Source organism: Rhizobium freirei PRF 81 (assembly GCF_000359745.1).
GTDB classification, from domain to species: domain Bacteria; phylum Pseudomonadota; class Alphaproteobacteria; order Rhizobiales; family Rhizobiaceae; genus Rhizobium; species Rhizobium freirei.
Genome location: NZ_AQHN01000056.1, coordinates 18,057 through 41,339, shown reverse-complemented (window position 1 = coordinate 41,339; position 23,283 = coordinate 18,057). Strand labels below are relative to the sequence as shown.

Here is a 23,283-nt window from a genome sequence, read left to right as displayed (position 1 = left end):
GGGAATTGGGTCGATGAGTGCGCCGTGGAAAGATGTTGTGCTGGAAAACGTGCCTACGGGGCCGGTGGCAGCTCGGATCTATAACGGCGAAGGTTTGAAGAAGGCGGCACCCCTCGTGCTTTATCTGCACGGCGGCGCTTTTCTCGATACCGACCATGCGACCAACAGACCGGTGGCGGCAAGCCTCGCAGAGGCCGGGGCCATCGTGGTTGCGGCTGATTATACGAGCTGCAATCAGAATGCTTTTCCGAAGGTGCTCGAATGCGCCTACGGGATTCTCGCCTACCTCAGCAACAAGCGGAACATGCTTGCGCTGGGCGGGGCGAAAAAATCGCTGCTGTTTGTCGCCGGAGAGGAATCGGGTGGCAATGTCGCAGCGGGCGTCGCTTTGAAGGCGCGCGACCAGATACCGGGCTCGCTGGACGGGCAGGTATTGATCTCGCCTTTGCTCGATCCCTTCATGGGATCGAAATCTTTCCTCCAGGCGGAGGAAAGCGGCATGCGCGAGCGCTGGACGGAGGGTTGGAACCGTTACCTGGGTTTCCTGGGCGGTGTTTGCCATCCCTATGCAGCGCCTCGATACTGTTCGCGGCTTTCGGGCCTCGCGCCGGCATTGGTGCTCACGGCCGAGGACGACCCGCTCCGCGACGAGAGCATGGAATACGGCAGTCGGCTGAGAGATGCTGGCGTCCGTGTTCGCCAGCAAGTCCTCCCCGCCGGGACAGGCTGGCCCACTCTCTACGGCGGGCAGTCGAAGGACAGGCCTTCATGGCAACGCGATGTATGCTGTTGTTTCAAGGGTTTTGTCGAAGACGTGCAGGCTTGATCGACGGCAGCGTTCCGATCGCGAGGGAAAACGCGGATCTGGATGAGATGTCGGAAGCAAAGGCAAGAAGTGATCTTCGTGCGGATACGTGGCGCTTCGAGCCCCTGACTGTATCGAGACAATAGGAATTTTTCGGTTCCCGTGTCCCAAGAGGGGACCAAAGGAGAGACTAACATGAAGTCCAACGGTAAGCGCTGGGCCCTATGGGGTGCCGGCATGGGTGTTGTTGCGGCCATTTCAGGCGCGGCTTTCTATCTGGAGCTGCCGCGTGGCGCTCAGGCAACCGAGGCAGCCGGCCCGGCGGCGACGCCGGCGATCCCGGTCACTGTCGCTGCTGTGGAGCCGCGCGACATTACCACTTGGCAGGAGTTTTCCGGCCGGCTTGAAGCCATCGACCGGGTCGAAATCCGGCCGCGTGTCGCCGGCGCAATTCAGTCCGTGCATTTCCGCGAGGGCGCCTTGGTCAAGCAGGGTGACCTGCTTGTGACGATCGATCCTGCACCCTATGAGGCAACGGTCGCACAGGCGCAGGCACAGGTATCGGCCGCCAAGGCGAAGCTTGATCTGACCAAGGTCGAAGTCGCCCGCGGCCAGAAGCTCTTCGACAACAAGACGATCTCGCAGAGCGACATGGATGCGCGCACCAGCAATTATGCCGAGGCGGAGGCCAATCTGAAGGCGGCGCAGGCGGCCCTGCAGACGGCGCAGCTGAACCTCGACTATACGCAGGTCCGCGCTCCGATCGCCGGGCGCGTCGGTAAGATCGCCGTCACCGTCGGCAATCTTGTCGCTGCCGGCTCCTCGTCGCCGGCACTGACAACGCTAGTATCGGTCGATCCGATCTATGCGAGCTTCAGCGCCAACGAGCAGACCGTGACCCAGGCGCTGGCCGAACTGCCGGCGAATGGTGGCGCCGTTGCGCCGATCGAGCAGATCCCGGTTCAGATCGGTACGGCAAGCGATAGCGGGACACCGATCAAGGGCAAGCTGCAGCTGATCGACAATGAGGTCGATGCGGCGAGCGGCACTGTCAGCGTTCGCGCAGTCTTCGACAATCCGGGCGGTCGTCTCATCCCAGGTCAGTTCGTGCGGGTCCGTATGGGTCAGCCGAAAGCCGAGAACAGGATCGTCATCGACGACCGCGCAGTCGGCACCGACCAGGATAAGAAGTTCGTCTTCGTCGTGGATGGCGAGAACAAGGTCAATTACCGGCAGGTCCAGCTCGGGTCGCTGGTTGACGGCCAGCGAGTGATCGAGAACGGCCTGAAAGCCGGCGAGAAGATCGTCGTCAACGGGCTGCAGCGGATCCGTCCCGGTGCAGTCGTCGCACCGCAGTTGGCAGAGAAGGTCGCGACCGCTCAGTAAGACTTCGCCTTCTGCCCGTGGGCAGAAGGCCGACATTCCGAAATCACATGATCCGCCGGCGGCTCTCAAATCGTCGGACAGGAATTTTGTATCCGTTCTCACCCCAGAGGGGGCTTTGATATGAACATCTCCAGATTCTTTGTCGACCGCCCGGTCTTTGCCGGTGTTCTTTCGGTCCTCATCGTGGTCGCCGGCCTGATCGGCCTCAGAGCGCTGCCGATCTCCGAATATCCAGAGGTTGTGCCCCCGTCGATTGTCGTGCGCGCCACCTATCCCGGCGCCAACCCGACCGTCATCGCCGAAACGGTGGCGACGCCGCTCGAAGAGCAGATCAACGGCGTCGAGGGCATGCTCTACATGTCCAGCCAGGCGACATCAGACGGCGCTCTCAACGTGACGGTCACCTTCAAGCTCGGCACCGATCCGGACAAGGCGCAGCAGCTCGTGCAGAACCGCGTTTCGCAGGCCGAGCCGCGCCTGCCCGCGGAAGTCCGTGCCCTCGGCATCACGACCGTCAAGAGCTCGCCCAATTTCATCGTGGTCGTCAACCTCGTCTCGGACGGGGCCGACCACGACATCACCTATCTGCGAAACTATGCGACCCTGAACATTAAGGATCGGCTCGCCCGGATCGAAGGCGTCGGGCAGGTGCAGGTCTTCGGCGCCGGCGACTATTCCATGCGTGTGTGGATCGATCCGCAGAAGGCGGCCGAGCATAATCTTGCCGCCAGCGACATTAGCAATGCGATCAGCTCCCAGAACGTCCAGGCTGCGGCCGGCATCATCGGTGCCTCACCCAGCCGGCCGGGCGTGGATCTGCAGCTCAACGTCAATGCCCAGGGCCGCCTGCGCACCCCTGAGGAGTTCGGCAACATCATCGTCAAGACGGGCGCCAACGGCGAGATCACCCGCCTTCGCGACGTCGCCCGCGTCGAGCTTGGTGCCCAAGACTATACGCTGCGTTCGCTGCTCGACGGCAAGCCGGCCGTCGCTGTCGCGGTTCTCCAGGCGCCCGGTTCGAACGCGATCGAGATCGCGAATAACGTGCGCTCGACCATGAACGTGCTGCAGCAGGCCATGCCTGCGGGTGTTAAGTACGAGATCGTCTACGACACGACGAAATTCGTCCGTGCCTCGATCGAGAAGGTGATCGACACGCTGCTCGAAGCCATCGCGCTCGTCGTCCTCGTCGTCATCCTGTTCTTGCAGACATGGCGTGCCTCGATCATCCCGCTGATCGCCGTCCCAGTATCGATCATCGGCACTTTTGCGGTGATGTATGTCTTCGGCTTCTCGATCAACGCGCTTAGTCTGTTCGGCCTGGTGCTGGCGATCGGTATTGTCGTGGACGACGCGATCGTGGTGGTCGAGAACGTCGAACGTAATATCGAGAACGGGCTCAGTCCGCGAGACGCTACCTACAAGGCCATGAAGGAAGTCTCCGGTCCGATCATCGCGATCGCGCTGGTCCTCGTCGCGGTCTTCGTGCCGCTAGCCTTCATCTCCGGCCTGTCCGGCCAGTTCTACCGCCAGTTCGCGCTGACGATCGCCATCTCGACCGTCATCTCGGCCTTCAACTCGCTCACCCTGTCTCCGGCACTGGCATCCCTGCTCCTGAAGGGCCATCATGCGCCGAAGGATCGGTTGACACGGATCATGGACGCGGTCTTCGGCTGGTTCTTCCGCGGCTTCAACCGGGCGTTCGGAGCCGGTTCGAAATACTACGGTAAGGGCGTCGGCGGCCTGCTGTCGCGAAAGAGCATCGTCATGGTGATCTACCTCGCGCTGGTGGGAGCAACCTATAGTCTGTTCGCAACGGTTCCAGGCGGTTTTGTGCCGTCGCAGGACAAGCAGTATCTGATCGGCTTCGCACAGTTGCCGGATGCTGCAAGCCTCGACCGTACGGAAGACGTGATCAAGCGCATGACGGACATTGCGCTGAAGCAGCCGGGCGTCGCCAACGCGATCGCCTTCCCGGGCCTGTCGATCAACGGCTTCACCAATTCCTCGAATGCCGGCGTCGTTTTCGTGACGCTGAAGGACTTCGACGAGCGCAAGACGCCGGACCTTTCTGGCGGGGCGATCGCCATGGCGCTGAACCAGAAGTTCGGCGTCATCCAGGATGCCTTCATCGCCATGTTCCCGCCGCCGCCGGTCAACGGTCTCGGCACGACAGGCGGCTTCAAGTTGCAGATTGAGGATCGCGCCGGCCTGGGCAACCAGGCGCTCGACCAGGCGGCCAAGGCAGTGATCGGCAAGGCCTACCAGACACCGGAACTCGCCGGCATCTTCTCGAGCTTCCAGATTAACGTGCCGCAGCTTTTCGCCGATCTCGACCGCGCCAAGGCAGAGCAGCTCGGGGTCTCCGTCACTGACGTCTTCCAGACGCTGCAGATCTATCTCGGTTCGCTCTATGTGAACGACTTCAACGCCTTCGGCCGCACCTACAGCGTCCGCGTGCAGGCCGATGCCAAGTTCCGCGCTCAGCCGGAAGATATCGGCCAGTTGAAGGTCCGTTCGGCATCGGGTCAGATGATCCCACTTTCAGCCCTGCTGAAGGTGAACGCCACGACCGGTCCGGAACGCACGAACCGCTATAACGGTTTCCTGGCGGCCGACATCAATGGCGGCCCGGCGCCCGGTTTCTCGTCAGGCCAGGCGCAAGCGGCAATCGAGAAGATTCTGCATGAGACGTTGCCGCCCGGTATAGACTTCGAATGGACGGACTTGACCTACCAGCAGATTCTGGCCGGCAATTCCAGCGTCGTCGTCTTCCCGTTGGCGCTGCTGCTGGTCTTCCTCGTGCTGGCCGCCCAATACGAGAGCCTGACATTGCCGCTCGCCATCGTCATGATCGTGCCGATGGGTGTATTGGCGGCGCTGACCGGAGTCTGGCTCACGGGTGGGGACAACAACATCTTCACCCAGATCGGCCTGGTGGTGTTGGTGGGCTTGTCGGCGAAGAACGCGATCCTGATCGTGGAATTTGCCCGCGAGCTGGAATTCGAAGGCCGTACGCCGGTTCAGGCCGCGATAGAGGCCAGCCGCCTGCGTCTGCGCCCGATCCTGATGACCTCCATGGCCTTCATCATGGGTGTCGTGCCGCTTGTCACCTCGACCGGTGCCGGTGCGGAGATGCGCGCTGCCATGGGTGTCGCTGTGTTCGCAGGCATGATCGGCGTCACCTTCTTCGGTATCTTCATGACGCCGGTCTTCTACGTGCTGATCCGCAGCCTGACGGGCAACCGTCCGCTGAAACAGCACCATCACAACGACAACGAACATTCGGCGGAGGTGCTCCCGATAGCCGCCGAATAGGGGCCGTGCCGAACAGTACTCCAGTGCTCGACGCGCCGAGGGCGGGACCGCAAGGTCCCGCCTTTTCCGTTGCGTGATCAATATTTTCGTTTCAGCTAATTTAATAGGATTTTCGGAGAATTCGCCGCGTGGCCGTCGATTTCCTTTGCATGCTGGCACCATAGGTCTATCAAGCTCTTGGATAAGTTGATTGACGTACGTCGGGCATGGGGAACCGGTGGGTTTCGAGGGCGATGGTGTGCAGGAGTTCATCGTCGGATGCACCGGCATGATCGGTCGCCATATCACTTCTGGAGCCCCTGCATTTCAGTTCGGAGGATAGTCTATGAGCGGCAGGAAGATCGCTTTTCTCGGTACGGGATTGATGGGAGCATCGATGGTGCGGCGACTGCTGGCTGCAGGCTTTGCGGTGACCGTCTGGAATCGCGACCGGAGCAAGGCCGAGCTTCTGGCTGCCGATGGCGCCATCGTCGCGGATACGGCGGCAGAGGCGGCGCGGGGAGCAGCGGTGCTTTTCACCATGCTCACCAATGGCGGTGCTGTCGGCGAAGTTCTGTTCGGCAGCGGCGTTGCCGAGGCGCTGGAAGCCGGCGCCGTCGTGATCGACAATAGCTCGATATCGCCGGCTGTTGCCCGCGAACATGCGGCAGCGCTCGCCGAGCGCGGTATTCGGCATATCGACGCTCCGGTTTCGGGCGGGGTCGTCGGCGCGGAGGCTGGGACGCTTGCGATCATGGCCGGCGGCGACGCCGATGTTATAGACAGCGTTCGCGAGATCATGGCGCCTCTTGGCCGCGTGACGCGTGTCGGCCCAAGCGGCACCGGACAGCTCGCAAAGCTCGGCAATCAGCAGATCGTTGCGGTGACGATCGGCGCCGTCGCAGAGGCAATGCTGCTGGTCGAAGCCGGCGGCGGTTCGCGCGAGGCCTTTCGCGCCGCCATTCGCGGCGGCTTTGCCGAGAGCAAGATCCTGGAACTGCACGGCCAGCGCATGATCGAGCGCAATTTCGAGCCGGGCGGAACCGCCCGCAATCAATTGAAGGATCTCGATACGGCGCTTGCCGCTGCCCAAGGCCTGTCGCTCAATTTACCGCTGACCGAAGTCGTCAGGGCCGAATTTGCAGAATTCGTCAAGAGTGGTGGCGGAGAGTTGGATCACAGCGCTTTGCTGCAGCATCTGGAAGACAAGAATGCCCGAGGAAAGGCTTGAGGAAGAGATGAGCGATAAGGGTGCATCCAAGCGTCGTCTGCGTTCGCAGGACTGGTTCGACAATCCGGATCATATCGATATGACGGCGCTCTACCTCGAGCGCTTCATGAACTACGGCATCACGCCGGAGGAGCTGCGCTCCGGAAAGCCGATCATCGGTATTGCCCAGAGCGGCAGCGATCTGACGCCGTGCAACCGCCATCACCTCGATCTTGCGAAGCGCGTGCGCGACGGCATTCGCGACGCTGGCGGCATTCCGATCGAATTCCCGACCCACCCGATCTTCGAGAATTGCAAGCGCCCGACGGCGGCGCTCGACCGCAATCTCGCCTATCTCGGCCTGGTGGAAGTGCTCTACGGCTATCCGATCGACGGCGTCGTGCTGACGACCGGTTGCGACAAGACCACGCCGTCGGCACTGATGGCGGCCTCGACCGTCAATATTCCGGCGATCGTTCTCTCAGGCGGTCCGATGCTCGACGGCTGGCACGATGGCGAGCTTGCCGGCTCCGGCATGGCGATCTGGCGCTCGCGGCGCAAGCTGGCGGCCAGCGAGATCGACGAAGAGGGTTTTCTGGAGGCGGCACTCGCTTCTGCTCCCTCCGTGGGGCACTGCAATACGATGGGAACCGCCTCGACCATGAATGCCATGGCCGAGGCGCTCGGCATGTCGCTGACGGGCTGTGCGGCCATTCCCGGCGCCTATCGCGAGCGCGGGCAGATGGCCTATCGCACGGGAAGGCGCGCAGTCGAGCTGGTGCTTGACGATATCAAGCCCTCGGACGTACTGACGCGCGAGGCTTTCCTCAATGCCATCCGGGTCAATTCCGCGATCGGCGGCTCGACCAATGCCCAACCGCATCTGGCGGCGATGGCCAAGCATGCCGGCGTCGAGCTTTATCCCGACGACTGGCAGGTGCACGGCTTCGACATTCCGCTGCTGGCCAATGTACAGCCGGCGGGCGCCTATCTCGGGGAACGCTTCCATCGTGCCGGCGGCGTTCCGGCAGTCATGTGGGAGCTGCTGCAAGCCGGCAAGCTGGATGGAGGCTGTCCGACGGTGACCGGCAGGACGATGGCGGAGAACCTGAAGGGCCGCGAGGCGACCGATCGCGAGGTGATCCGTCCCTTCGCCGATCCGCTAAAGGAGCGGGCGGGCTTCCTTGTCCTCAAGGGCAATCTGTTCGATTTCGCGATCATGAAGATGAGCGTCGTGTCGGAGGAGTTCCGCAGCCGCTATCTGCAGGAGCCGGGCCACGAAGGCGTCTTCGAGGGCCGGGCCGTGGTCTTCGACGGATCGGAGGATTACCACAAGCGCATCAACGATCCCGATCTCGGCATTGACGAGAGGACGATCCTCGTCATCCGCGGGGCCGGGCCGATCGGCTGGCCCGGATCGGCCGAAGTCGTCAACATGCAGCCGCCGGACGCGCTTCTGAAGCGGGGTATCCGCAGCCTTCCCACAATCGGCGACGGCCGCCAGTCGGGCACGGCCGACAGCCCCTCGATCCTCAACGCTTCGCCGGAGAGCGCTGCCGGCGGCGGCCTTGCATGGCTCAGGACCGGCGACGCGATCCGCATCGATTTCAATCACGGCCGCTGCGACATGCTGGTGGACGATGTTGAAATCGAGCGGCGCAAGGGTGACGGCATTCCGGCAGTGCCGCCGGATGCGACGCCGTGGCAGCGCATCTATCGCCGTTCGGTGACGCAGCTTTCCGATGGCGCCGTGCTCGACGGTGCGGCCGATTTCCGCAATATCGCAGCCACTCCGCCACGGCATAATCACTAGCGAAAATTTTTACCGGAATCTGGTCATGACGCGCGGATCGAGCTGCCGTTAAAGTTCGGGAAAGTGGAGTATGCAAGTTTACCGAGTTGCGGCTATGTAATCTCTCCAGTTTCCGAAGGGAGGCTCTTTGGCAAAGGTGGCATCAGGGCGAACCGAGGAACAGTTCCAGGACCTGCTGAGGAGGCTGGAGCTGGCGCTCGACGCGTCCCAAATCGGCGTCTGGCAGCATAATGTCGACGACAACGAGCTGCTTTGGGACATGCAGATGCACAGGCTCTATGGGACCGGGCTGCGGGATCGCCGCGTGCCGTCTGATGTCTGGATGAATGCGCTCCATCCCGAAGATGTAGAAAAGGCCTTCAGCGACTTTCAGGTCGCTCTCGACATGCGCGGTTTTTACAATTCCCAGTTTCGCATCATTCTGCCCAGCGGGGAGGTGCGTTACATACGGTCGCGGGCGCATTTCTACGAAGGTCTCGACGGCTCGCCATCCTTCATCGGCGCGGAATGGGATGTCACGGCCGATGTCCTGCTCAATCGGGAACTGATCAGCCAGAAGGCGATCGCAGAGGCGCGTGCAGTGGCGCTCGAGCAAAGCCGGGCCCGTATCGAATATGCCGCTGATCATGACTATCTGACCGGGCTCCCCAATCGGCGTTATTTCGACCGGCGGCTGGCGGAGTTGCGCAAGGATCCCACGATCGAAACCTTGGCCGTCCTTCATATCGATCTCGACGGCTTCAAGGAGATCAACGACACATGGGGGCATGCGGCCGGCGATGCGGCTCTGCAGAGTGTGGCGGCGCGCGTTTCGGCGGCGATCACCGCCAACGACATCGTTGCCCGCGTCAGCGGCGATGAATTCGTGGCCGTATTGATCAACGTCGGCAGCTCCGAGCGGCTGAAAGCCATCGTCAGCGACATTTTTTCCCGGCTGCGGCGCGAAGTGCGCTTCGGCAACGAGATGCTGCGCGTCGGTGCCTCCATCGGCGTGGCGTTGAGCCAGGCCGGCAAAGCAGGCAATCTGCTGGCGGAATCGGACGTGGCGCTCTTCCAGGCCAAGAAGCTCGGCCGCAACCGAGCGGAGTTTTTCACACCGGCGCTCCAGGACGAGCTGCATGCGGAACGTCGGCTGGCCGACGAGCTAAGGCTGGCGCCCGTGCTGCGGCAGATCGAACCCTTCTATCAGATTCAGGTGAACGCCCGCAGCCGCCGCATCGTCGGCCTGGAGGCGCTGGCGCGCTGGCGGCATCCGGAAAAGGGGCTGCTGAACCCGGCCGCTTTCCTTAAGGTCGCTGATGAATACGGATTGACACCCGAGATCGACGCTGCCGTGCTGAAGCGGGCGCTGGCCGACCGTGCCAGCTGGGTTTCGCGCGGTCTGGTGCCGCCGCGTATCGCCGTCAATATTTCCGGTCGTCGGCTTGCGGATCCCGACCTGATCGAGGGGCTGCAGGCGCTGAAGATACCGCGCCATGCCATTGCCTTCGAACTCGTGGAAACCATTTTCCTTGACGATCCCGACGACAGGGTGCTCGCCAGTATCGATGGGATCAAGAGGATGGGGATCGACATCGAGATCGATGATTTCGGCTCGGGCCATGCCTCGCTGATCGGCCTGGTGAAGCTCAAGCCGAAGCGGTTGAAGATCGATCGGCAACTGGTAACGGCCGTGACGGTGTCGGACGAGCAACGTCGTCTGGTCGGTTCGATCGTCGACATAGCACGAGCTCTGAATGTCGAGGTTATTGCCGAGGGCGTCGAGACCGAAGAGCATGCGCGCATTCTGGCTGAGGTCGGCTGCGATGAACTTCAGGGCTATGCGATCGGCTATCCCTCTCCGGAAGGCGAGATCGCGACACTGCTGAAATCGGCTGACGCCAGGGGCAGAAGCCGATCTGCTGCCGTCGAGGACGAGGGTACTACTGGATCTGCAGCGCGATGATCAGGCCGTAGCTGATCGCGCCCAGCATGAGCAACGACAGCGTGGCTGCGGCAATGACCTTCCCGCCGGCATGGGCGACGGAGCGGATGTTCACCGAGAGCCCGAGTGCGGCCATGGCGATGACGGTCAGGATGCTCGAGACCGATTCCATCGGGACGATCAGAGCGTTCGGAATGAGGCCGAAGGAGCGCATCGCCATCAGCCCGAGGAAGCCGCAAATGAACCACGGGACCAGCGAGGGATGATGGCCGTTGCCCGCTGCGTTCGGGTCGGTTGTCTCGACCTTGGTGATGATACCGAGCAGGAAGATGACGGGGCCGAGCATCAGGACGCGGACGAGCTTGACCAGTGTACCGGTCTGGACGGCGAGAAGACCGACCGGGGCGGTAGCCGCAAGCACCTGTGGGACGGCATAGACGGTCAGGCCGGCCAGCGTGCCGTATTGCGGGACGCTCATGCCGAAATTGAAGTAGAGAAACGGCAGGAGGAAGACGGCGGCGATGCCCAGCACCGCGGTGAAGGCAAGGGCTGCGGCGATCTCCTGCGAGTCTGCTTCGATCACCGGGGCGACGGCGACGATCGCGGAGTTGCCGCATATCGAATTGCCGCAGGCAATGAGCGTTGCGAGCTTCGGCGGCAGGCCGAGCAGCCGCCCGATCACATAGGTCGCGGCGATCGAGAGCACCACGACAATGGCGATGCCGGCGATCAGCCAGACGCCCGCGCCGCGGATGGCCGAGAGGCTGATGGACGCGCCGAGAAGCACGATGGCGATTTCCAAAAGGATTTTGGCGCTGAAATCGATGCCCGGCTTCATGGACGGCTTCAGTGGCTTGAAGGTGCAGACGGCGATACCGAGCGCTATGGCAAGCACCAGGCTTTCGATCCATCGGCCGCCGAAAAGGCCGACTTCCACATGCTCGCCGGCATAGGCGGCAATTGCGACGGTGCAGGTGAGAGCGAGGCCGGGAAGGATCTTGCTTGTTTGTCGAGCAAAGGACATGTCATGCCGCCATTCGTTTTTTCTGATTTGTTGACGGCTGGAAAGTCTCACCTGCGGATGTCGACATCCATCGAATATTATCCTATGTTTCGTTCGATAAATTAGAATGATTTCCCATGACCTTCGAGCAGCTCGCAATTTTCGTCGCCGTCGCCGAACGAGAACATCTGACCAATGCCGCTGAAGCCATCAACCTGACGCCCTCGGCCGTCAGTTCGGCGATCAAGAACCTCGAGGCGTTTTACGGGGTGGAACTGTTTCATCGTGTCGGCAGGCGGATCGAGCTTACGGAGACGGGGCGGTCTTTCCTGGGTGAGGCCAAGGCGACGCTTGCGCGCGTGCGTTCGGCAGAACTTATGCTGTCCGAATTGGGCGGTCTGCGGCGCGGCCGACTCAGCCTCTATGCCAGCCAGACCATTGCCAGTTACTGGCTGCCGCCTTTGCTGATGCGGTTTCAGCACGACTATCCCGGCATCGAGCTGGATCTTACGATCGGCAATACGCGAACCGTCACCGAGGCTGTTATCGACGGCGCAGCGGAACTGGGGTTCATCGAGGGCGAGGTGGATGCGCCGGCTCTGTCGATGAAGATCGTTGCGCAGGATGCGCTCGTCATCGTCGTACCACCGCATCATCCCTGGGCGGACGGCCGAAAATTGGCGATCGCCGACCTCGTTACCGATACGTCCTGGGTGATGCGGGAAGAGGGCTCGGGCACCCGTTCCGAATTCGAGAATGCGGTTGCCAAGCTTGGCGCTTCGCCGCGCGATCTCAGGGTTGCGCTTGTCCTTCCCTCCAACGAGGCCGTGCTGTCGGCAGTCTGCGTCGGGCACAGTGCTGCGGCTATTTCGAGTGCAGCGGCCAAGGCCTATCTCGGACAAGGTTTTATGGTTCAGGCGGCGTTCGATCTTCCGGCTCGCAGCTTTCGCCTGCTGCGCCACAAGGAGCGCCATGCCAGCAAGGCCGCCCAGACGCTGGAGACCATGTGCAAGAGCTATCGCAAATTCGTCAACTTCGATCCAGCTGAGCGAGGTGAAGACGCAGCCGGCGGCAATAGCTGACGCCGTCGACTCCCCGATGGTTCACTCTGTCGGTGATGCTCTCAGCGGCAAGCGCGATAGCTCCCTAACTTGAGCTCCAGATCAGCGCGCCGGGCCGCTATCGCTGTTCCGTTCGCTGCCGGTTGGCGACCACGAGTTCGATCTCGTTGCGCTCCAGCATGAAGCGAATGTCTGCCGGCGGCATATCGTCCGTGACCAGGACGTCGAAGCTTGACGGCTCGTTCAAGACGATCGGTGCGCTGCGTCCGAACTTGGCGCTGTCGGCGACGATAATGCAATTTTCAGCCCGGCTTGCCGCCTCCCGAGAATATTCCGCTTCCTCAAGATCGTGCAGCATGAAGCCGGAGGTGGCGTTGATGGCGCCGACCGAGAGGATCGCATGATGTATGTTGAAACGGCGCAGGAAATTGGCCGCCTCCATGCCGAAGGCGCCGCCATCGTGGCCGCGCAATTCGCCGCCGGCAAAGAAGACGCGATTGCCGTTGCGGGTGGCGAGTGCGTGCGCCACCGATAGGGCATTGGTGACGACGAAAAGCTTCTGATGCTTTTGCAGGGCGACGGCGATGAAGGCTGTGGTGGAGCCGACATCGAGGAACAGCGTATCGCCATCCTCGATCATGGCAGCCACCGAAGCGGCGATCATGCGCTTGGCCTCCGCGTTCTCGTTCATGCGCAGGTGCAGTGGCGGCTCGATCATCGAGTCCTTGATATGGACGCCGCCGTGTACCTTGGTGACGAGGCCGTTGGCTTCGAGGCTGCGGATGTTGCGGCGGATGGTTTCTTCGGAAACGCCGAGCCGCTCGGCCAGGAACTGAATGCGGCTGGCGCCGCCGGCCAGCCGGAGTTCTTCCAGAATCTCGCGCTCGCGATGATTGGCGTGAAGCGGTGGTTGGGACATGCCCGACATGGTCCTGATCCTATTGCGGGTACGATCCCGAAGCTCAATTGCGGCTTCCGGATCGAGCAGGCGCTGATGCGAAGGAAGCATCAAGGTTTGCAAATCAATCCGATCGCTTCGCGATGCAGTTTTTAAGGCAAATCTCACCTGCGGTGAAGCGTTCTGTTGTAATATCCATCGTTCATTCGATTGGGAATTATCCCAAAATCCAACAAAAAACCAAATATTTGTTTCATTTTGTGGATTGGCCTTGACAGCTACGCGTTTGTAAGGAACCTTCGCGCCCAGAGAATGCTGAGCAGTGGCACCGGAGGGGGAATGACTGCGACGCCGGAAGACAGGATACATTCTCTCGCCATCTGGCACGGGCCGATCGAGATCGCCCCGCTTGTTGGCGGCATTACCAATCGCAACTATCTGGTTGATAATGCAGGGCGGCGATTCGTCGTTCGGTTAGGGTCGGACATTCCCGTTCACCACATCAGCCGCACCAACGAGGTGGCGGCAAGCAGAGCGGCCCACGCGGCCGGCCTTTCTCCTGCCGTCATCCATCACGAGCCCGGCATATTGGTGCTCGACTATATTGACGCAAAGCCGCTGTCTGCCGAGGATATCCGCCGGCCGACCGTCATGGCGCGAGTCGTTTCGCTCGTCCGGTCCTGCCATCGCGATGTTGCCAGGCATTTTCGCGGGCCGGCGGCGATCTTCTGGGTCTTCCATGTGGTCAGGGATTATGCGGCACTTCTGGAGGCCGGCGGCAGCCGGCACAAGCCGCTATTGTCGTCCTTTCTGGAGATTGCCGAGCGGCTCGAACGCGCAGCCGGTCCCTTCCAGATCGCCTTCGGCCACAATGATCTGCTGGCCGCGAATTTCCTTGATGATGGCAAGCGGCTTTGGCTGATCGATTGGGACTATGCCGGCTTCAACACGCCGCTTTTCGATCTCGGCGGCCTTGCCTCCAACAATGAGTTCTCCGAGGCGCAGGAAGAGGCGATGCTGGAAGCCTATTTCGAGGCTCCCGTTAGCGACGATCTGCGCCGACGCTATCAGGCGATGAAATGCGCTTCGCTCCTGCGCGAGACGATGTGGAGCATGGTTTCGGAAATCCATTCCGACATCGAATTCGATTATTCATCCTATACAGCTGAAAATCTGCGGCGATTTGAGAGCGCCTGGCAGAGCTTTCGCAACTCTTGAGGTGACACGATGAAGGAACTGCCGGCCACAGCGAAAACCGTCGTCATCGGCGGCGGCATCATCGGCTGCTCGACCGCCTACCATCTCGGCAAGCTCGGCTTCACCGACACGGTGCTGCTGGAGCGCAAGAAGCTGACTTCGGGCACGACGTTCCATGCCGCCGGTCTCGTCGGCCAGCTGCGAACCAGCGCCAACATCACGCAGATGCTTGGCTATTCCGTCGATCTCTACAAGAAGCTCGAGGCGGAGACGGGGCTCGCCACAGGCTGGAAGATGAATGGCGGTCTGCGTCTCGCCTGCAACGAGGAGCGCTGGACGGAGGTCAAGCGGCAGGCGACGACGGCGCAGTCCTTCGGCCTGCAGATGCATCTTTTGACGCCGCAGGAAGCGCTCAATCTGTGGCCGCTGATGGATGTGGATGATCTCGTCGGCGCCGCCTTCCTGCCGACCGACGGGCAGGCCAATCCCTCCGATATCACCCAGGCGCTGGCGAAGGGCGCCCGCATGAGCGGTGTGTCGATCTTCGAGGATACCGAAGTTCTCGATCTGGAGATCGACAAGGGCCGGATTCGCGCTGTCATCACCGAGAGAGGCCGCATCGAATGCGAGCGCGTCGTCGTCTGCGCAGGGCAGTGGACGCGGACCTTCGCCGGCCGTTTCGGCGTCAACGTGCCGCTGGTCTCTGTCGAGCATCAATATCTCATCACCGAATCCTTTGGCGTACCCTCCAACCTGCCGACGCTGCGCGATCCGGACCGCCTGACCTATTACAAGGAGGAGGTCGGCGGGCTGGTGATGGGCGGCTACGAGCCCAATCCCATCCCCTGGGCGCTCGACGGCATTCCGAAAGATTTCCATTACACGCTTCTCGACAGCAATTTCGATCATTTCGAGCAGATCATGGAGCAGGCGCTGGTGCGCGTGCCGGCGCTGCAGACGGCCGGCGTCAAGCAGCTGCTCTGCGGTCCGGAAAGCTTTACGCCTGATGGCAACTTCATCCTCGGCGAAGCGCCGGAGCTGAAGAATTTCTTCGTCGGCGCAGGCTTCAATGCCTTCGGCATCGCCTCGGCCGGCGGGGCCGGCATGGCGCTTGCCGAATGGGTCGCCAAGGGCGAGCCGCCCTATGACCTCTGGCCGGTCGATATCAGGCGCTTTGGCCGCCCGCATTTCGACACCGACTGGGTGCGCACTCGCACGCTGGAAGCCTATGGTAAGCACTACACCATGGCCTGGCCCTTCGAGGAGCATTCCAGCGGCAGGCCCTGCCGGAAGTCGCCGCTTTACGACCGGCTGAAGGCGCAGGGCGCCTGCTTTGGTGAAAAGCTCGGCTGGGAGCGGCCGAACTGGTTTGCCGATCTCTTTGCCGGCGAGGAGCCAAAGGATGTCTATACCTATGGCCGTCAGAACTGGTTCGACGCCGTCGGTCGCGAGCACAAGGCGGTGCGCGAGGCCGCCGTCATCTTCGATCAAACCTCCTTTGCCAAATTCGTGCTGAAGGGCAGGGATGCAGAGGCTGCAATGTCGTGGATTGCCGCCAATGATGTGGCTAAGCCCGTCGGTTCTTTGACCTATACTCAAATGCTGAACGACCGCGGCGGCATCGAATGCGATGTCACCGTCGCCCGCATCGCCGAGGACGAATTCTACCTCACGACGGGCACCGGCTTCGCCACCCATGACTTTGACTGGATCGCCCGCAACATTCCATCCGAGATGCATGCGGAGCTGGTGGATGTGACCTCTGCCTATTCCGTGTTGTCGCTAATGGGGCCGAAGTCGCGCGAGATATTGCAGGCCGTGACCTCGGCCGACGTTTCGAACGCCGCATCCCCCTTCGGCAAGGTGAGGACCGTCGGCATCGCCGGCTGCCCGGTGCGGGCGCTGCGCATCACCTATGTTGGTGAGCTCGGTTATGAGCTGCATGTGCCGGTGGAATATGCGGCCACCGTCTATGACGTACTGATGGTGGCCGGACGCGAGCACGGTCTCGTCAACGCCGGCTATCGTGCCATCGAGAGCTGCCGGCTGGAGAAGGGCTATCGCGCCTGGGGCTCCGATATCGGGCCGGATCATACACCGGTCGAAGCCGGGCTTGCCTGGGCGGTGAAGATGAAGAAGGACATAGCCTTCCGCGGCCGGGAGGCGATCGAGCGGCAACTGGCCTCCGGCGTGAAGAAGATGCTTGCCTGCTTCGTGCCCGACGATCCCGAAATCGTGCTTCTCGGTCGCGAGACTATCTATCGCGACGGCCAGCGCGTCGGCTGGCTGTCGAGCGGCGGCTATGGCTACACGATCGGCAAAGCCATCGGCTACGGCTATGTCCGCGATCCCGGCGGCGTGACGGAGGATTTTGTGTTGTCCGGCCGTTACGAGCTCGATGTCGCGCAGAGCCGCGTGCCGTGTCAGGTTTCGCTAAAGCCGCTCTATGATCCGCAGATGGCGCGGATCAAGGGGTGATTGCGGAAGGGGATTGCGGGCAGTCGCCTTGATAATGGTGGTCTGGGGCCTTATGAACCTTCGCTAGCGTCGCAATAAGGGTCGGGTGCGGTGAGAAGCTTTTTCGATGCGGCCAGGCTGCTGCTTGCCGATCTGGCCTCGAGTCTGTTTTTCGTCGTTTTGCTGTCGTTAACGCACGACGCCACGCTTGCGACATGTCTGGCGATTGCGCTTGGTCTTCTCCAGATCGGAGTTCAATTCATTCGAGGCAAGCCCATCGAGGTCATGGAGTGGCTCAGCCTCTTTCTGGTCATTGCCGCCGGTGCGGCAACGCTGCTGACGGATGATCCGCGTTTCGTGCTGTTCAAGCCGAGCGTCATCTATTCGATTGTCGGCGTCGTGATGCTGAAGCCGGGTTGGATGAACCGGTATCTGCCCGCCATCGCGCGGTCGGTCGCATCGGATGTCGCCACTTATGTGGGCTTCGCCTGGGCTGGCCTGATGTTCCTGTCTGCTGCGCTCAATGCCTTCGTTGCGATCGCCTTTGATCTATCCACATGGGCGGTCGTCATGCCGGCCTTCGGCATCGGCAGCAAAGTTGTGCTGATGCTGGCCGGATTTGCTGCGATCCGCCTTACGGTGAGGCGACGGGTGCGCGCCATGCCTGAGGCCGAACGCGACGCTTTGCTGATCTCGACGGGAGTGAGGACGCAATCGCTAGCAACGTCCGCTTGAGGCCTGGCCATCGTTGCCAACATAGGTCGGCATCGAAGCGCTATTGCCGGAAAGCTGTGATCTGCCTGCCGCAATGGACGTCCTTTCCTTGACTTGCCGGCGCTTTCGCCCTCAATCGGATTGCTGACGAAGATGGAGGCATGATCAATGGCGGAAGCGAATATCAAGCTTGAGGAGAGCTGGAAAGAGGCGCTGTCTCCGGAATTCGAGAGCCCTTACATGCAGCAGCTCAAGGCTTTTCTTGTCGAGGAAAAGCAGCGCGGTCGGGTGATCTTCCCCCGTGGCAGCGAGTATTTCCGGGCGCTGGATCTGACCCCGCTCGACGAGGTGCAGGTCGTTATCCTCGGGCAGGATCCTTATCACGGCTTCGGCCAGGCGCATGGGCTGTGCTTCAGCGTTCGCCCCGGTGTGCGCATTCCGCCGTCGCTGGTCAATATCTACAAGGAGCTTGAGACGGATCTCGGCATTCCGCCGGCCCGCCACGGCTTTCTGGAAAGCTGGGCGAAACAGGGCGTACTCCTGCTCAACAGCGTGCTGACGGTCGAGGAATCGCAGGCCGCATCGCATCAGGGCAAGGGCTGGGAGCGCTTCACAGATGCCGTCATCCGCAGGGTCAACGACGAATGCGACGGCGTCGTCTTCATGCTCTGGGGCTCCTACGCGCAGAAGAAGGCCGCCTTTGTCGATACCGAACGCCATCTGGTGCTAAAGGCGGCACATCCGTCGCCGCTATCGGCCCATAATGGCTTCCTCGGCTGCCGGCATTTTTCCAAGGCCAATGCCTATCTGGCCGAACATGGCAGGGATCCGATCGACTGGGCTCTGCCGAGCAATCCGGAAGCGTCGTGAGGCGTCGCTTTTCGGAAGGTATTGCGTCCTATTGAACGATCAGAATTTATCGTTCACTCATTGAAGACAATCCGTTTGGCTATTGGGGGCTATCGGAACACCGTCTCTGAGACCATCTTCTGCCCATCAGAAACGCCTGCCGGTGCAGGCGAGACAAGGGGTTAGAGATGCTTAATCAGATCAAAGGTCTTCACCACGTTACCTCGATGGCGGAAGACGCCCGCACCAACAACAAGTTCTTCACCGACACGCTCGGCCTGCGCCGCGTCAAGAAGACGGTGAATTTCGACGCTCCCGATGTCTATCACCTCTATTACGGTGACGAGATCGGTACGCCCGGCACGATCATGACCTACTTCCCGTTCCCGAAAATGGCGCGCGGTCGTCCAGGTACAGGCGAAGTCGGCAATACGGTCTTCTCCGTTCCGGAAGGCGCAATCGGCTATTGGACCGAACGGCTGGGTCAGCACGGCGTTGAAGCTTTGAAGACCGACGAATCCTTCGGCCAGAAGCGCCTGCATTTTGCCGGTCCCGATGGCGACGGCTTCGCGCTTGTCGAGGTCAAGGACGACAAGCGCCTGCCCTGGACGCACAACGGCGTCGATGCCGAGCATGCCATCAGGGGCTTCCATTCCGTCGCCATGCGGCTCAGGGACGAGGGCGCCACGGCCGAACTGCTGAAATACATGGGCTACGAAGTCGTCGACACGCATGAGGGCATCAAGCGCCTTGCCATTCCCGGCGGCAACGGTGCCGACTATGTCGATCTTGAGACCATGCCGAACATCAACCGCGCGCTTCCGGGCGCCGGCTCCGTCCACCACGTCGCCTTTGCCGTCGAGAACCGCGCAAAGCAGCTCGAGGTACGCAAGGCGCTGATGGACACAGGCTATCAGGTCACGCCGGTCATCGACCGCGACTACTTCTGGGCGATCTATTTCCGCACGCCGGGCGGCGTGCTGTTCGAAGTCGCCACCAATGAGCCCGGCTTCAACCGCGATGAGGATACGGCTCATCTCGGCGAGGCACTGAAACTGCCCGAACAGCATGCGCATCTGCGCGGCTTGATCGAGCAGCATCTGGAGCCGCTGGAAGGCTAATCGGAGGAAAGACCATGACTGACACGAGCTATGTGCACCGGTTGAAGGCCGGTGCACCCGGAAAGCCGATTTTCTTTACTTTCCACGGCACCGGCGGCGACGAGAACCAGTTCTTCGATTTCGCCGCCCGTCTGCTGCCGGACGCGACCATCGTGTCGCCGCGCGGCGACGTCTCGGAATATGGCGCTGCCCGCTTTTTCCGTCGGACGGGCGAGGGCGTCTACGACATGGCCGATCTTGCCCGCGCGACGGAAAAGATGGCGAACTACGTCTCGAGCCTTGCTGCCGAATACGGTGCATCGCAGGTGCTCGGGCTTGGCTTCTCCAATGGCGCCAATATCCTTGCCAACGTGCTGATCGAGCAAGGCGACCTCTTCGATGCTGCAGTGCTGATGCATCCGCTCATCCCGTTCCAGCCGAAGGACAATGCCAGGCTGCAGGGCAGGCGTGTGCTGATCACAGCGGGCGAACGCGACCCGATCGCGCCCGCACCGGTCACCAAGGCGCTCGCCGACTACTTTGCCCGGCAAGAGGCACAGGTGACGATGGAATGGCATGCCGGCGGTCATGACATCAGGCCGAACGAGATCGAGGCTATCCGCACCTTCCTCGCACTCTACGCGTAAAGTCGATCAAGTAACTGGCCGCGGAACAGCTATAGGCTGTTCCGCGGCCAGTTACTTGCCGATCTGCTGCTGCATCGCTTTGGCTTGCGAGGCGGCTGCGAGCTTCCCCTTCGCGTCGATATAGTCCGTTCCACAGAAACGATTGAGATTGGCGATATCCATGCTGTCCGGCTGAGCGTGCGTTACATCGGCGATGACGATACGCCAGGCGCAGCCGAGCATCTTGTCGGGCTGGATCGCCCCGTCGCAGCCGGTGCTCAGGCACAAGGCAACATGTTTCTGCGCTCGATATCCGCCGGCGATGGCTTCGTCATACTCGGCCTTCCACCGGTCGCGATTATGCCGGCAACGGGCAGGATCGCTGCTTTGACTGCACTGCACCGTCGTATCGATGTAGGTCTCCGCCGGGGGCCACAGGGGACCATCGACAAGGCTGACGCAGCCGCACGCAAACAAGGTGGCTGACAGCAGGCGCAACTGATTCTCCCTCGATCGAAACCGTGCAGACCGTAGAGCGGCAGAGAATATCTGCAAGATTAATATGATCAGATGAATGAGATTGGCGCCGCACTCAAGACGCGCCGGCCGCCGCCAGTACCGGGTTGAGGAAGCGTGGCCTTCCTGCAACCCTCACCACCTTCCGGCAGCCGCAACGTGCTGCGGCCCAAGCTTTGCTTGTGGCCTCCGTTGCTCATCGCTAATGATCTGCCGCAATGCGACGGGGGGAGTTGATGGTAACGCTTGCGGAACAGCAACAATACAGATTCGGCGTGACCTACGTGGCGCTTTCGGCGCTGGCTTGGTCGACATCCGGCCTGTTCGTGCGCGCTATCCATGCCGACCTCATGACCATTCTGTTCTGCCGCGGCATCGTTTCCGGCCTCGGCGTATTTACGCTTTTTCTCTACATCGAACGTGGCCGCGCATGGCACATCCTGCGCTCCATGCGCGGCCCTTCGCTGGCTGCAACGATTTTTTCGACGGCGTCGATGATCAGCGGGATCGGCTCGATCTATTATACGTCGGTTGCCGACGCCATGGTCATCTATGCGACCGTGCCTTTCGCAACCGCGGGCGTAGCCTTTCTCTTCATCGGCGAGCGTCCGAATATGAGGACGCTCATCGCCAGCGGCATTGCCTTCATCGGTGTTCTCGTCATGCTTTCCGGGCATGCGAGCGATGGCGGCAGCTGGCTGGGCAAGGGGTTGGCCGCGATCATGACGCTGACGGTCGCAGCCCTTGCCGTCGTCATGCGGCGGCACCGCGATGTGCCGATGCTGCCGGCCATGGCGCTTTCCGCCTGGCTCTGTTCCTTCATTACCTTCTGGTTTGCTTCGCCGCTTACCGTATCGGGACAGGATCTCGGTCTGATCATCGCCTTCGGCATCGTTCAGAATGCCATGGGCCTCAGTCTTTACACATTCGGCTCACGGCTCGTGCCGGCCTCCGATGCAGCGCTGTTGACGGCGCTCGAAGTGCCGTTGACGCCGCTATGGGTCTGGATGGTCTTTGCCGAGCGTCCGTCGACGGCAACGCTGATCGGCGGGCCGATCGTCCTTGCCGCGCTTTTCGGTCATATCCTGCTGGAGGTTCGGCGGAATCGTGCGGTTACTTCCGCACAAGCGCATTGAACGGCTTGTCGGCTCAATCTCAAAATGCTGAAATCTCCCAATCACGAGGAGTCGATATCGATGAAGAAGATATTCAATCCGCCGTCCGTCCGCCGTCCTTTCGGCAATTACAATCATGGTCTGCTGGTGCCGCCGGGCGCCAGTCTTCTGGTCACATCCGGTCAGCTCGGTATCGGTCTCGACGACCGCATTCCGCCTGATGTCACATTGCAGGCCGATCTGTGTTTCAGAGCGATCAACGCTATCCTTGACGATGCCGGCATGAGCTTTGCCGACGTGATCCGCATCGCCGGCTTCGTGACCACGCGCGAGGACTTTCCCGCCTATATGGCCGTGCGGGACCGCTATATTCAGGATCCCCAACCCGTCTCGACGCTCCTGATCGTCGGCGGGTTTACCCGTGCCGAGTTTCTGGTGGAGGTCGAGGTTACGGCGGCGAAAGTGATGTGACCTGCGCAGCGGCCGCGGCTTCGGCAGCCAGCACCGCTGGACCGGCTAGCGAGGTTCAGGAGACCGTCATGACCCAGAACATTTACGACGATCCAGGCTTCTTTGAAGGCTATAGCCGGCTTCAGCGGTCGGTAGAGGGGCTGGCTGGAGCGGCGGAATGGCCCGCCATACGAGCCCTGTTGCCGGACTTGTACGGTCTCGAAGTCGCGGATCTTGGTTGCGGATTCGGATGGTTCTGCCGCTGGGCAGCCGAGCAGGGCGCTGCCGGCGTGCTCGGGCTTGACGTATCGGACAAGATGCTTGCGCGCGCCCGTGCAGAGACGACGGATGCCCGCGTTCGCTACGACAGCGCGGATCTGGAGAAGCTCGAGCTTCCCAAGGCGAGCTTCGACCTTGTCTACAGCTCCCTGGCCTTCCATTATATCGAGGATTTTGCCGGACTTCTGGCGACCATCCGGCGGGCGTTGAAGCCCGGCGGGCGGCTGATCTTTTCGATCGAACATCCGATCTATATGGCGCCGCGGCAGCCGGCATGGCTGACAGATGAAGATGGTGGCAGGATCTGGCCGCTGAACTCCTACCAGATCGAAGGCAAGAGATTGACGAACTGGCTCGCCGAAGGCGTCGTCAAGCAGCATCGGACCATGGGCACGACGCTCAACTTGCTGATCAAATCCGGCTTCGCCATCGCCCATGTCGAGGAATGGTCGCCGAGTGACGAGGATCTCGCCTTGCATCCGGATTGGGCGATCGAGCGCGAGCGGCCGATGTTTCTGCTGATCTCGACCCGAACCTGACGGCTGGAAGAATGCACCTATCCGGCGGGGCCCATCATCCTGCC

19 protein-coding genes are annotated in these 23,283 nt (G+C 61.5%); 16 read left to right on the top strand and 3 right to left on the bottom strand.

Annotation, left to right across the window (positions count from 1 at the left end; translation table 11 throughout):
* Positions 1 to 13 precede the first annotated feature (13 nt).
* The 6 genes from RHSP_RS12155 to RHSP_RS12130 all read left to right on the top strand — a co-directional run bounded on the left by RHSP_RS12155 (position 14) and on the right by RHSP_RS12130 (position 10,456).
* Positions 14 to 826, top strand: coding sequence for an alpha/beta hydrolase fold domain-containing protein (locus RHSP_RS12155; protein WP_004117091.1), 813 nt, complete (start codon positions 14 to 16; stop codon positions 824 to 826).
* A gap of 174 nt (positions 827 to 1,000) precedes the next feature.
* Positions 1,001 to 2,191 (top strand): efflux RND transporter periplasmic adaptor subunit, encoded by a 1,191-nt coding sequence (locus RHSP_RS12150; protein ID WP_004117087.1) that lies wholly within the window; start codon positions 1,001 to 1,003, stop codon positions 2,189 to 2,191.
* Between the two features lie 120 nt (positions 2,192 to 2,311).
* Positions 2,312 to 5,509, top strand: a complete 3,198-nt coding sequence (locus RHSP_RS12145) for an efflux RND transporter permease subunit (RefSeq protein WP_004117084.1) — start codon at positions 2,312 to 2,314, stop codon at positions 5,507 to 5,509.
* 325 nt (positions 5,510 to 5,834) lie between these two features.
* Positions 5,835 to 6,719 carry an NAD(P)-dependent oxidoreductase gene (locus tag RHSP_RS12140; RefSeq protein ID WP_004117082.1) on the top strand — a complete coding sequence of 295 codons (885 nt, stop codon included), beginning with the start codon at positions 5,835 to 5,837 and terminating at the stop codon, positions 6,717 to 6,719.
* Between the two features lie 7 nt (positions 6,720 to 6,726).
* On the top strand, positions 6,727 to 8,511 hold the full coding sequence (locus tag RHSP_RS12135; protein WP_037151912.1) for an IlvD/Edd family dehydratase: 1,785 nt from the start codon (positions 6,727 to 6,729) through the stop codon (positions 8,509 to 8,511).
* A 136-nt stretch (positions 8,512 to 8,647) separates the two neighbouring features.
* Positions 8,648 to 10,456, top strand: a complete 1,809-nt coding sequence (locus RHSP_RS12130; RefSeq protein WP_004117076.1) for a bifunctional diguanylate cyclase/phosphodiesterase — start codon at positions 8,648 to 8,650, stop codon at positions 10,454 to 10,456.
* Here RHSP_RS12130 and RHSP_RS12125 read toward each other — a convergent pair.
* Positions 10,434 to 11,459 carry a YeiH family protein gene (locus RHSP_RS12125; RefSeq protein ID WP_037151494.1) on the bottom strand — a complete coding sequence of 342 codons (1,026 nt, stop codon included), beginning with the start codon at positions 11,457 to 11,459 and terminating at the stop codon, positions 10,434 to 10,436. The genes RHSP_RS12130 and RHSP_RS12125 overlap by 23 nt on opposite strands.
* A 116-nt stretch (positions 11,460 to 11,575) precedes the next feature.
* On the opposite strand from RHSP_RS12125, the gene RHSP_RS12120 reads away from it, so the two are divergent.
* Positions 11,576 to 12,520, top strand: a complete 945-nt coding sequence (locus tag RHSP_RS12120; protein ID WP_004117071.1) for a LysR substrate-binding domain-containing protein — start codon at positions 11,576 to 11,578, stop codon at positions 12,518 to 12,520.
* A 97-nt stretch (positions 12,521 to 12,617) separates the two neighbouring features.
* Here RHSP_RS12120 and RHSP_RS12115 read toward each other — a convergent pair whose 3' ends face one another.
* Positions 12,618 to 13,508 carry a DeoR/GlpR family DNA-binding transcription regulator gene (locus RHSP_RS12115; RefSeq protein WP_240535418.1) on the bottom strand — a complete coding sequence of 297 codons (891 nt, stop codon included), beginning with the start codon at positions 13,506 to 13,508 and terminating at the stop codon, positions 12,618 to 12,620.
* Positions 13,509 to 13,736: 228 nt separating this feature from the next.
* Here RHSP_RS12115 and RHSP_RS12110 point away from each other — a divergent pair, with 228 nt between their 5' ends.
* The 6 genes from RHSP_RS12110 to RHSP_RS12085 all read left to right on the top strand — a co-directional run bounded on the left by RHSP_RS12110 (position 13,737) and on the right by RHSP_RS12085 (position 20,361).
* On the top strand, positions 13,737 to 14,615 hold the full coding sequence (locus RHSP_RS12110; RefSeq protein WP_004117063.1) for a choline/ethanolamine kinase family protein: 879 nt from the start codon (positions 13,737 to 13,739) through the stop codon (positions 14,613 to 14,615).
* 9 nt (positions 14,616 to 14,624) lie between these two features.
* Entirely contained in the window at positions 14,625 to 17,072 is a 2,448-nt protein-coding gene (locus RHSP_RS12105; protein WP_004117060.1) for a GcvT family protein, read from the top strand.
* A gap of 90 nt (positions 17,073 to 17,162) precedes the next feature.
* Positions 17,163 to 17,786 (top strand): inner membrane-spanning protein YciB, encoded by a 624-nt coding sequence (locus RHSP_RS12100; RefSeq protein WP_004117058.1) that lies wholly within the window; start codon positions 17,163 to 17,165, stop codon positions 17,784 to 17,786.
* A 147-nt stretch (positions 17,787 to 17,933) separates the two neighbouring features.
* Positions 17,934 to 18,635, top strand: a complete 702-nt coding sequence (ung, locus tag RHSP_RS12095) for a uracil-DNA glycosylase (protein WP_004117055.1) — start codon at positions 17,934 to 17,936, stop codon at positions 18,633 to 18,635.
* A gap of 167 nt (positions 18,636 to 18,802) precedes the next feature.
* Positions 18,803 to 19,735 (top strand): VOC family protein, encoded by a 933-nt coding sequence (locus RHSP_RS12090; RefSeq protein ID WP_004117052.1) that lies wholly within the window; start codon positions 18,803 to 18,805, stop codon positions 19,733 to 19,735.
* A gap of 14 nt (positions 19,736 to 19,749) precedes the next feature.
* On the top strand, positions 19,750 to 20,361 hold the full coding sequence (locus tag RHSP_RS12085; RefSeq protein ID WP_004117050.1) for an alpha/beta hydrolase: 612 nt from the start codon (positions 19,750 to 19,752) through the stop codon (positions 20,359 to 20,361).
* A gap of 51 nt (positions 20,362 to 20,412) precedes the next feature.
* Here RHSP_RS12085 and RHSP_RS12080 read toward each other — a convergent pair whose 3' ends face one another.
* Positions 20,413 to 20,838, bottom strand: coding sequence for a hypothetical protein (locus tag RHSP_RS12080; protein WP_004117048.1), 426 nt, complete (start codon positions 20,836 to 20,838; stop codon positions 20,413 to 20,415).
* Positions 20,839 to 21,092: 254 nt separating this feature from the next.
* Between RHSP_RS12080 and RHSP_RS12075 the strand changes: the two genes are divergently transcribed.
* From RHSP_RS12075 to RHSP_RS12065, 3 genes are all read left to right on the top strand, one after another.
* Complete coding sequence (locus RHSP_RS12075; RefSeq protein ID WP_037151491.1) at positions 21,093 to 21,992, top strand: DMT family transporter; 900 nt, start codon at positions 21,093 to 21,095, stop codon at positions 21,990 to 21,992.
* A 60-nt stretch (positions 21,993 to 22,052) separates the two neighbouring features.
* Positions 22,053 to 22,442, top strand: a complete 390-nt coding sequence (locus RHSP_RS12070; protein ID WP_037151484.1) for a RidA family protein — start codon at positions 22,053 to 22,055, stop codon at positions 22,440 to 22,442.
* A 68-nt stretch (positions 22,443 to 22,510) separates the two neighbouring features.
* Positions 22,511 to 23,239, top strand: a complete 729-nt coding sequence (locus RHSP_RS12065; RefSeq protein ID WP_004117044.1) for a class I SAM-dependent methyltransferase — start codon at positions 22,511 to 22,513, stop codon at positions 23,237 to 23,239.
* The last annotated feature ends 44 nt before the right edge of the window (positions 23,240 to 23,283 follow it).

Excerpts from the sequence above, each read along its gene's own strand:
- RHSP_RS12150 (WP_004117087.1), top strand. The coding sequence starts at position 1,001 with ATGAAGTCCAACGGTAAGCGCTGGGCCCTATGGGGTGCCGGCATGGGT.
- ung (WP_004117055.1), top strand. The coding sequence starts at position 17,934 with ATGGCGGAAGCGAATATCAAGCTTGAGGAGAGCTGGAAAGAGGCGCTG.
- RHSP_RS12085 (WP_004117050.1), top strand. The coding sequence starts at position 19,750 with ATGACTGACACGAGCTATGTGCACCGGTTGAAGGCCGGTGCACCCGGA.
- RHSP_RS12075 (WP_037151491.1), top strand. The coding sequence starts at position 21,093 with ATGGTAACGCTTGCGGAACAGCAACAATACAGATTCGGCGTGACCTAC.
- RHSP_RS12140 (WP_004117082.1), top strand. The coding sequence starts at position 5,835 with ATGAGCGGCAGGAAGATCGCTTTTCTCGGTACGGGATTGATGGGAGCA.
- RHSP_RS12115 (WP_240535418.1), bottom strand. The coding sequence starts at position 13,508 with ATGCTTCCTTCGCATCAGCGCCTGCTCGATCCGGAAGCCGCAATTGAG.
- RHSP_RS12070 (WP_037151484.1), top strand. The coding sequence starts at position 22,053 with ATGAAGAAGATATTCAATCCGCCGTCCGTCCGCCGTCCTTTCGGCAAT.
- RHSP_RS12145 (WP_004117084.1), top strand. The coding sequence starts at position 2,312 with ATGAACATCTCCAGATTCTTTGTCGACCGCCCGGTCTTTGCCGGTGTT.
- RHSP_RS12155 (WP_004117091.1), top strand. The coding sequence starts at position 14 with ATGAGTGCGCCGTGGAAAGATGTTGTGCTGGAAAACGTGCCTACGGGG.
- RHSP_RS12065 (WP_004117044.1), top strand. The coding sequence starts at position 22,511 with ATGACCCAGAACATTTACGACGATCCAGGCTTCTTTGAAGGCTATAGC.
- RHSP_RS12105 (WP_004117060.1), top strand. The coding sequence starts at position 14,625 with ATGAAGGAACTGCCGGCCACAGCGAAAACCGTCGTCATCGGCGGCGGC.
- RHSP_RS12110 (WP_004117063.1), top strand. The coding sequence starts at position 13,737 with ATGACTGCGACGCCGGAAGACAGGATACATTCTCTCGCCATCTGGCAC.
- RHSP_RS12135 (WP_037151912.1), top strand. The coding sequence starts at position 6,727 with ATGAGCGATAAGGGTGCATCCAAGCGTCGTCTGCGTTCGCAGGACTGG.
- RHSP_RS12120 (WP_004117071.1), top strand. The coding sequence starts at position 11,576 with ATGACCTTCGAGCAGCTCGCAATTTTCGTCGCCGTCGCCGAACGAGAA.
- RHSP_RS12125 (WP_037151494.1), bottom strand. The coding sequence starts at position 11,459 with ATGTCCTTTGCTCGACAAACAAGCAAGATCCTTCCCGGCCTCGCTCTC.
- RHSP_RS12090 (WP_004117052.1), top strand. The coding sequence starts at position 18,803 with ATGCTTAATCAGATCAAAGGTCTTCACCACGTTACCTCGATGGCGGAA.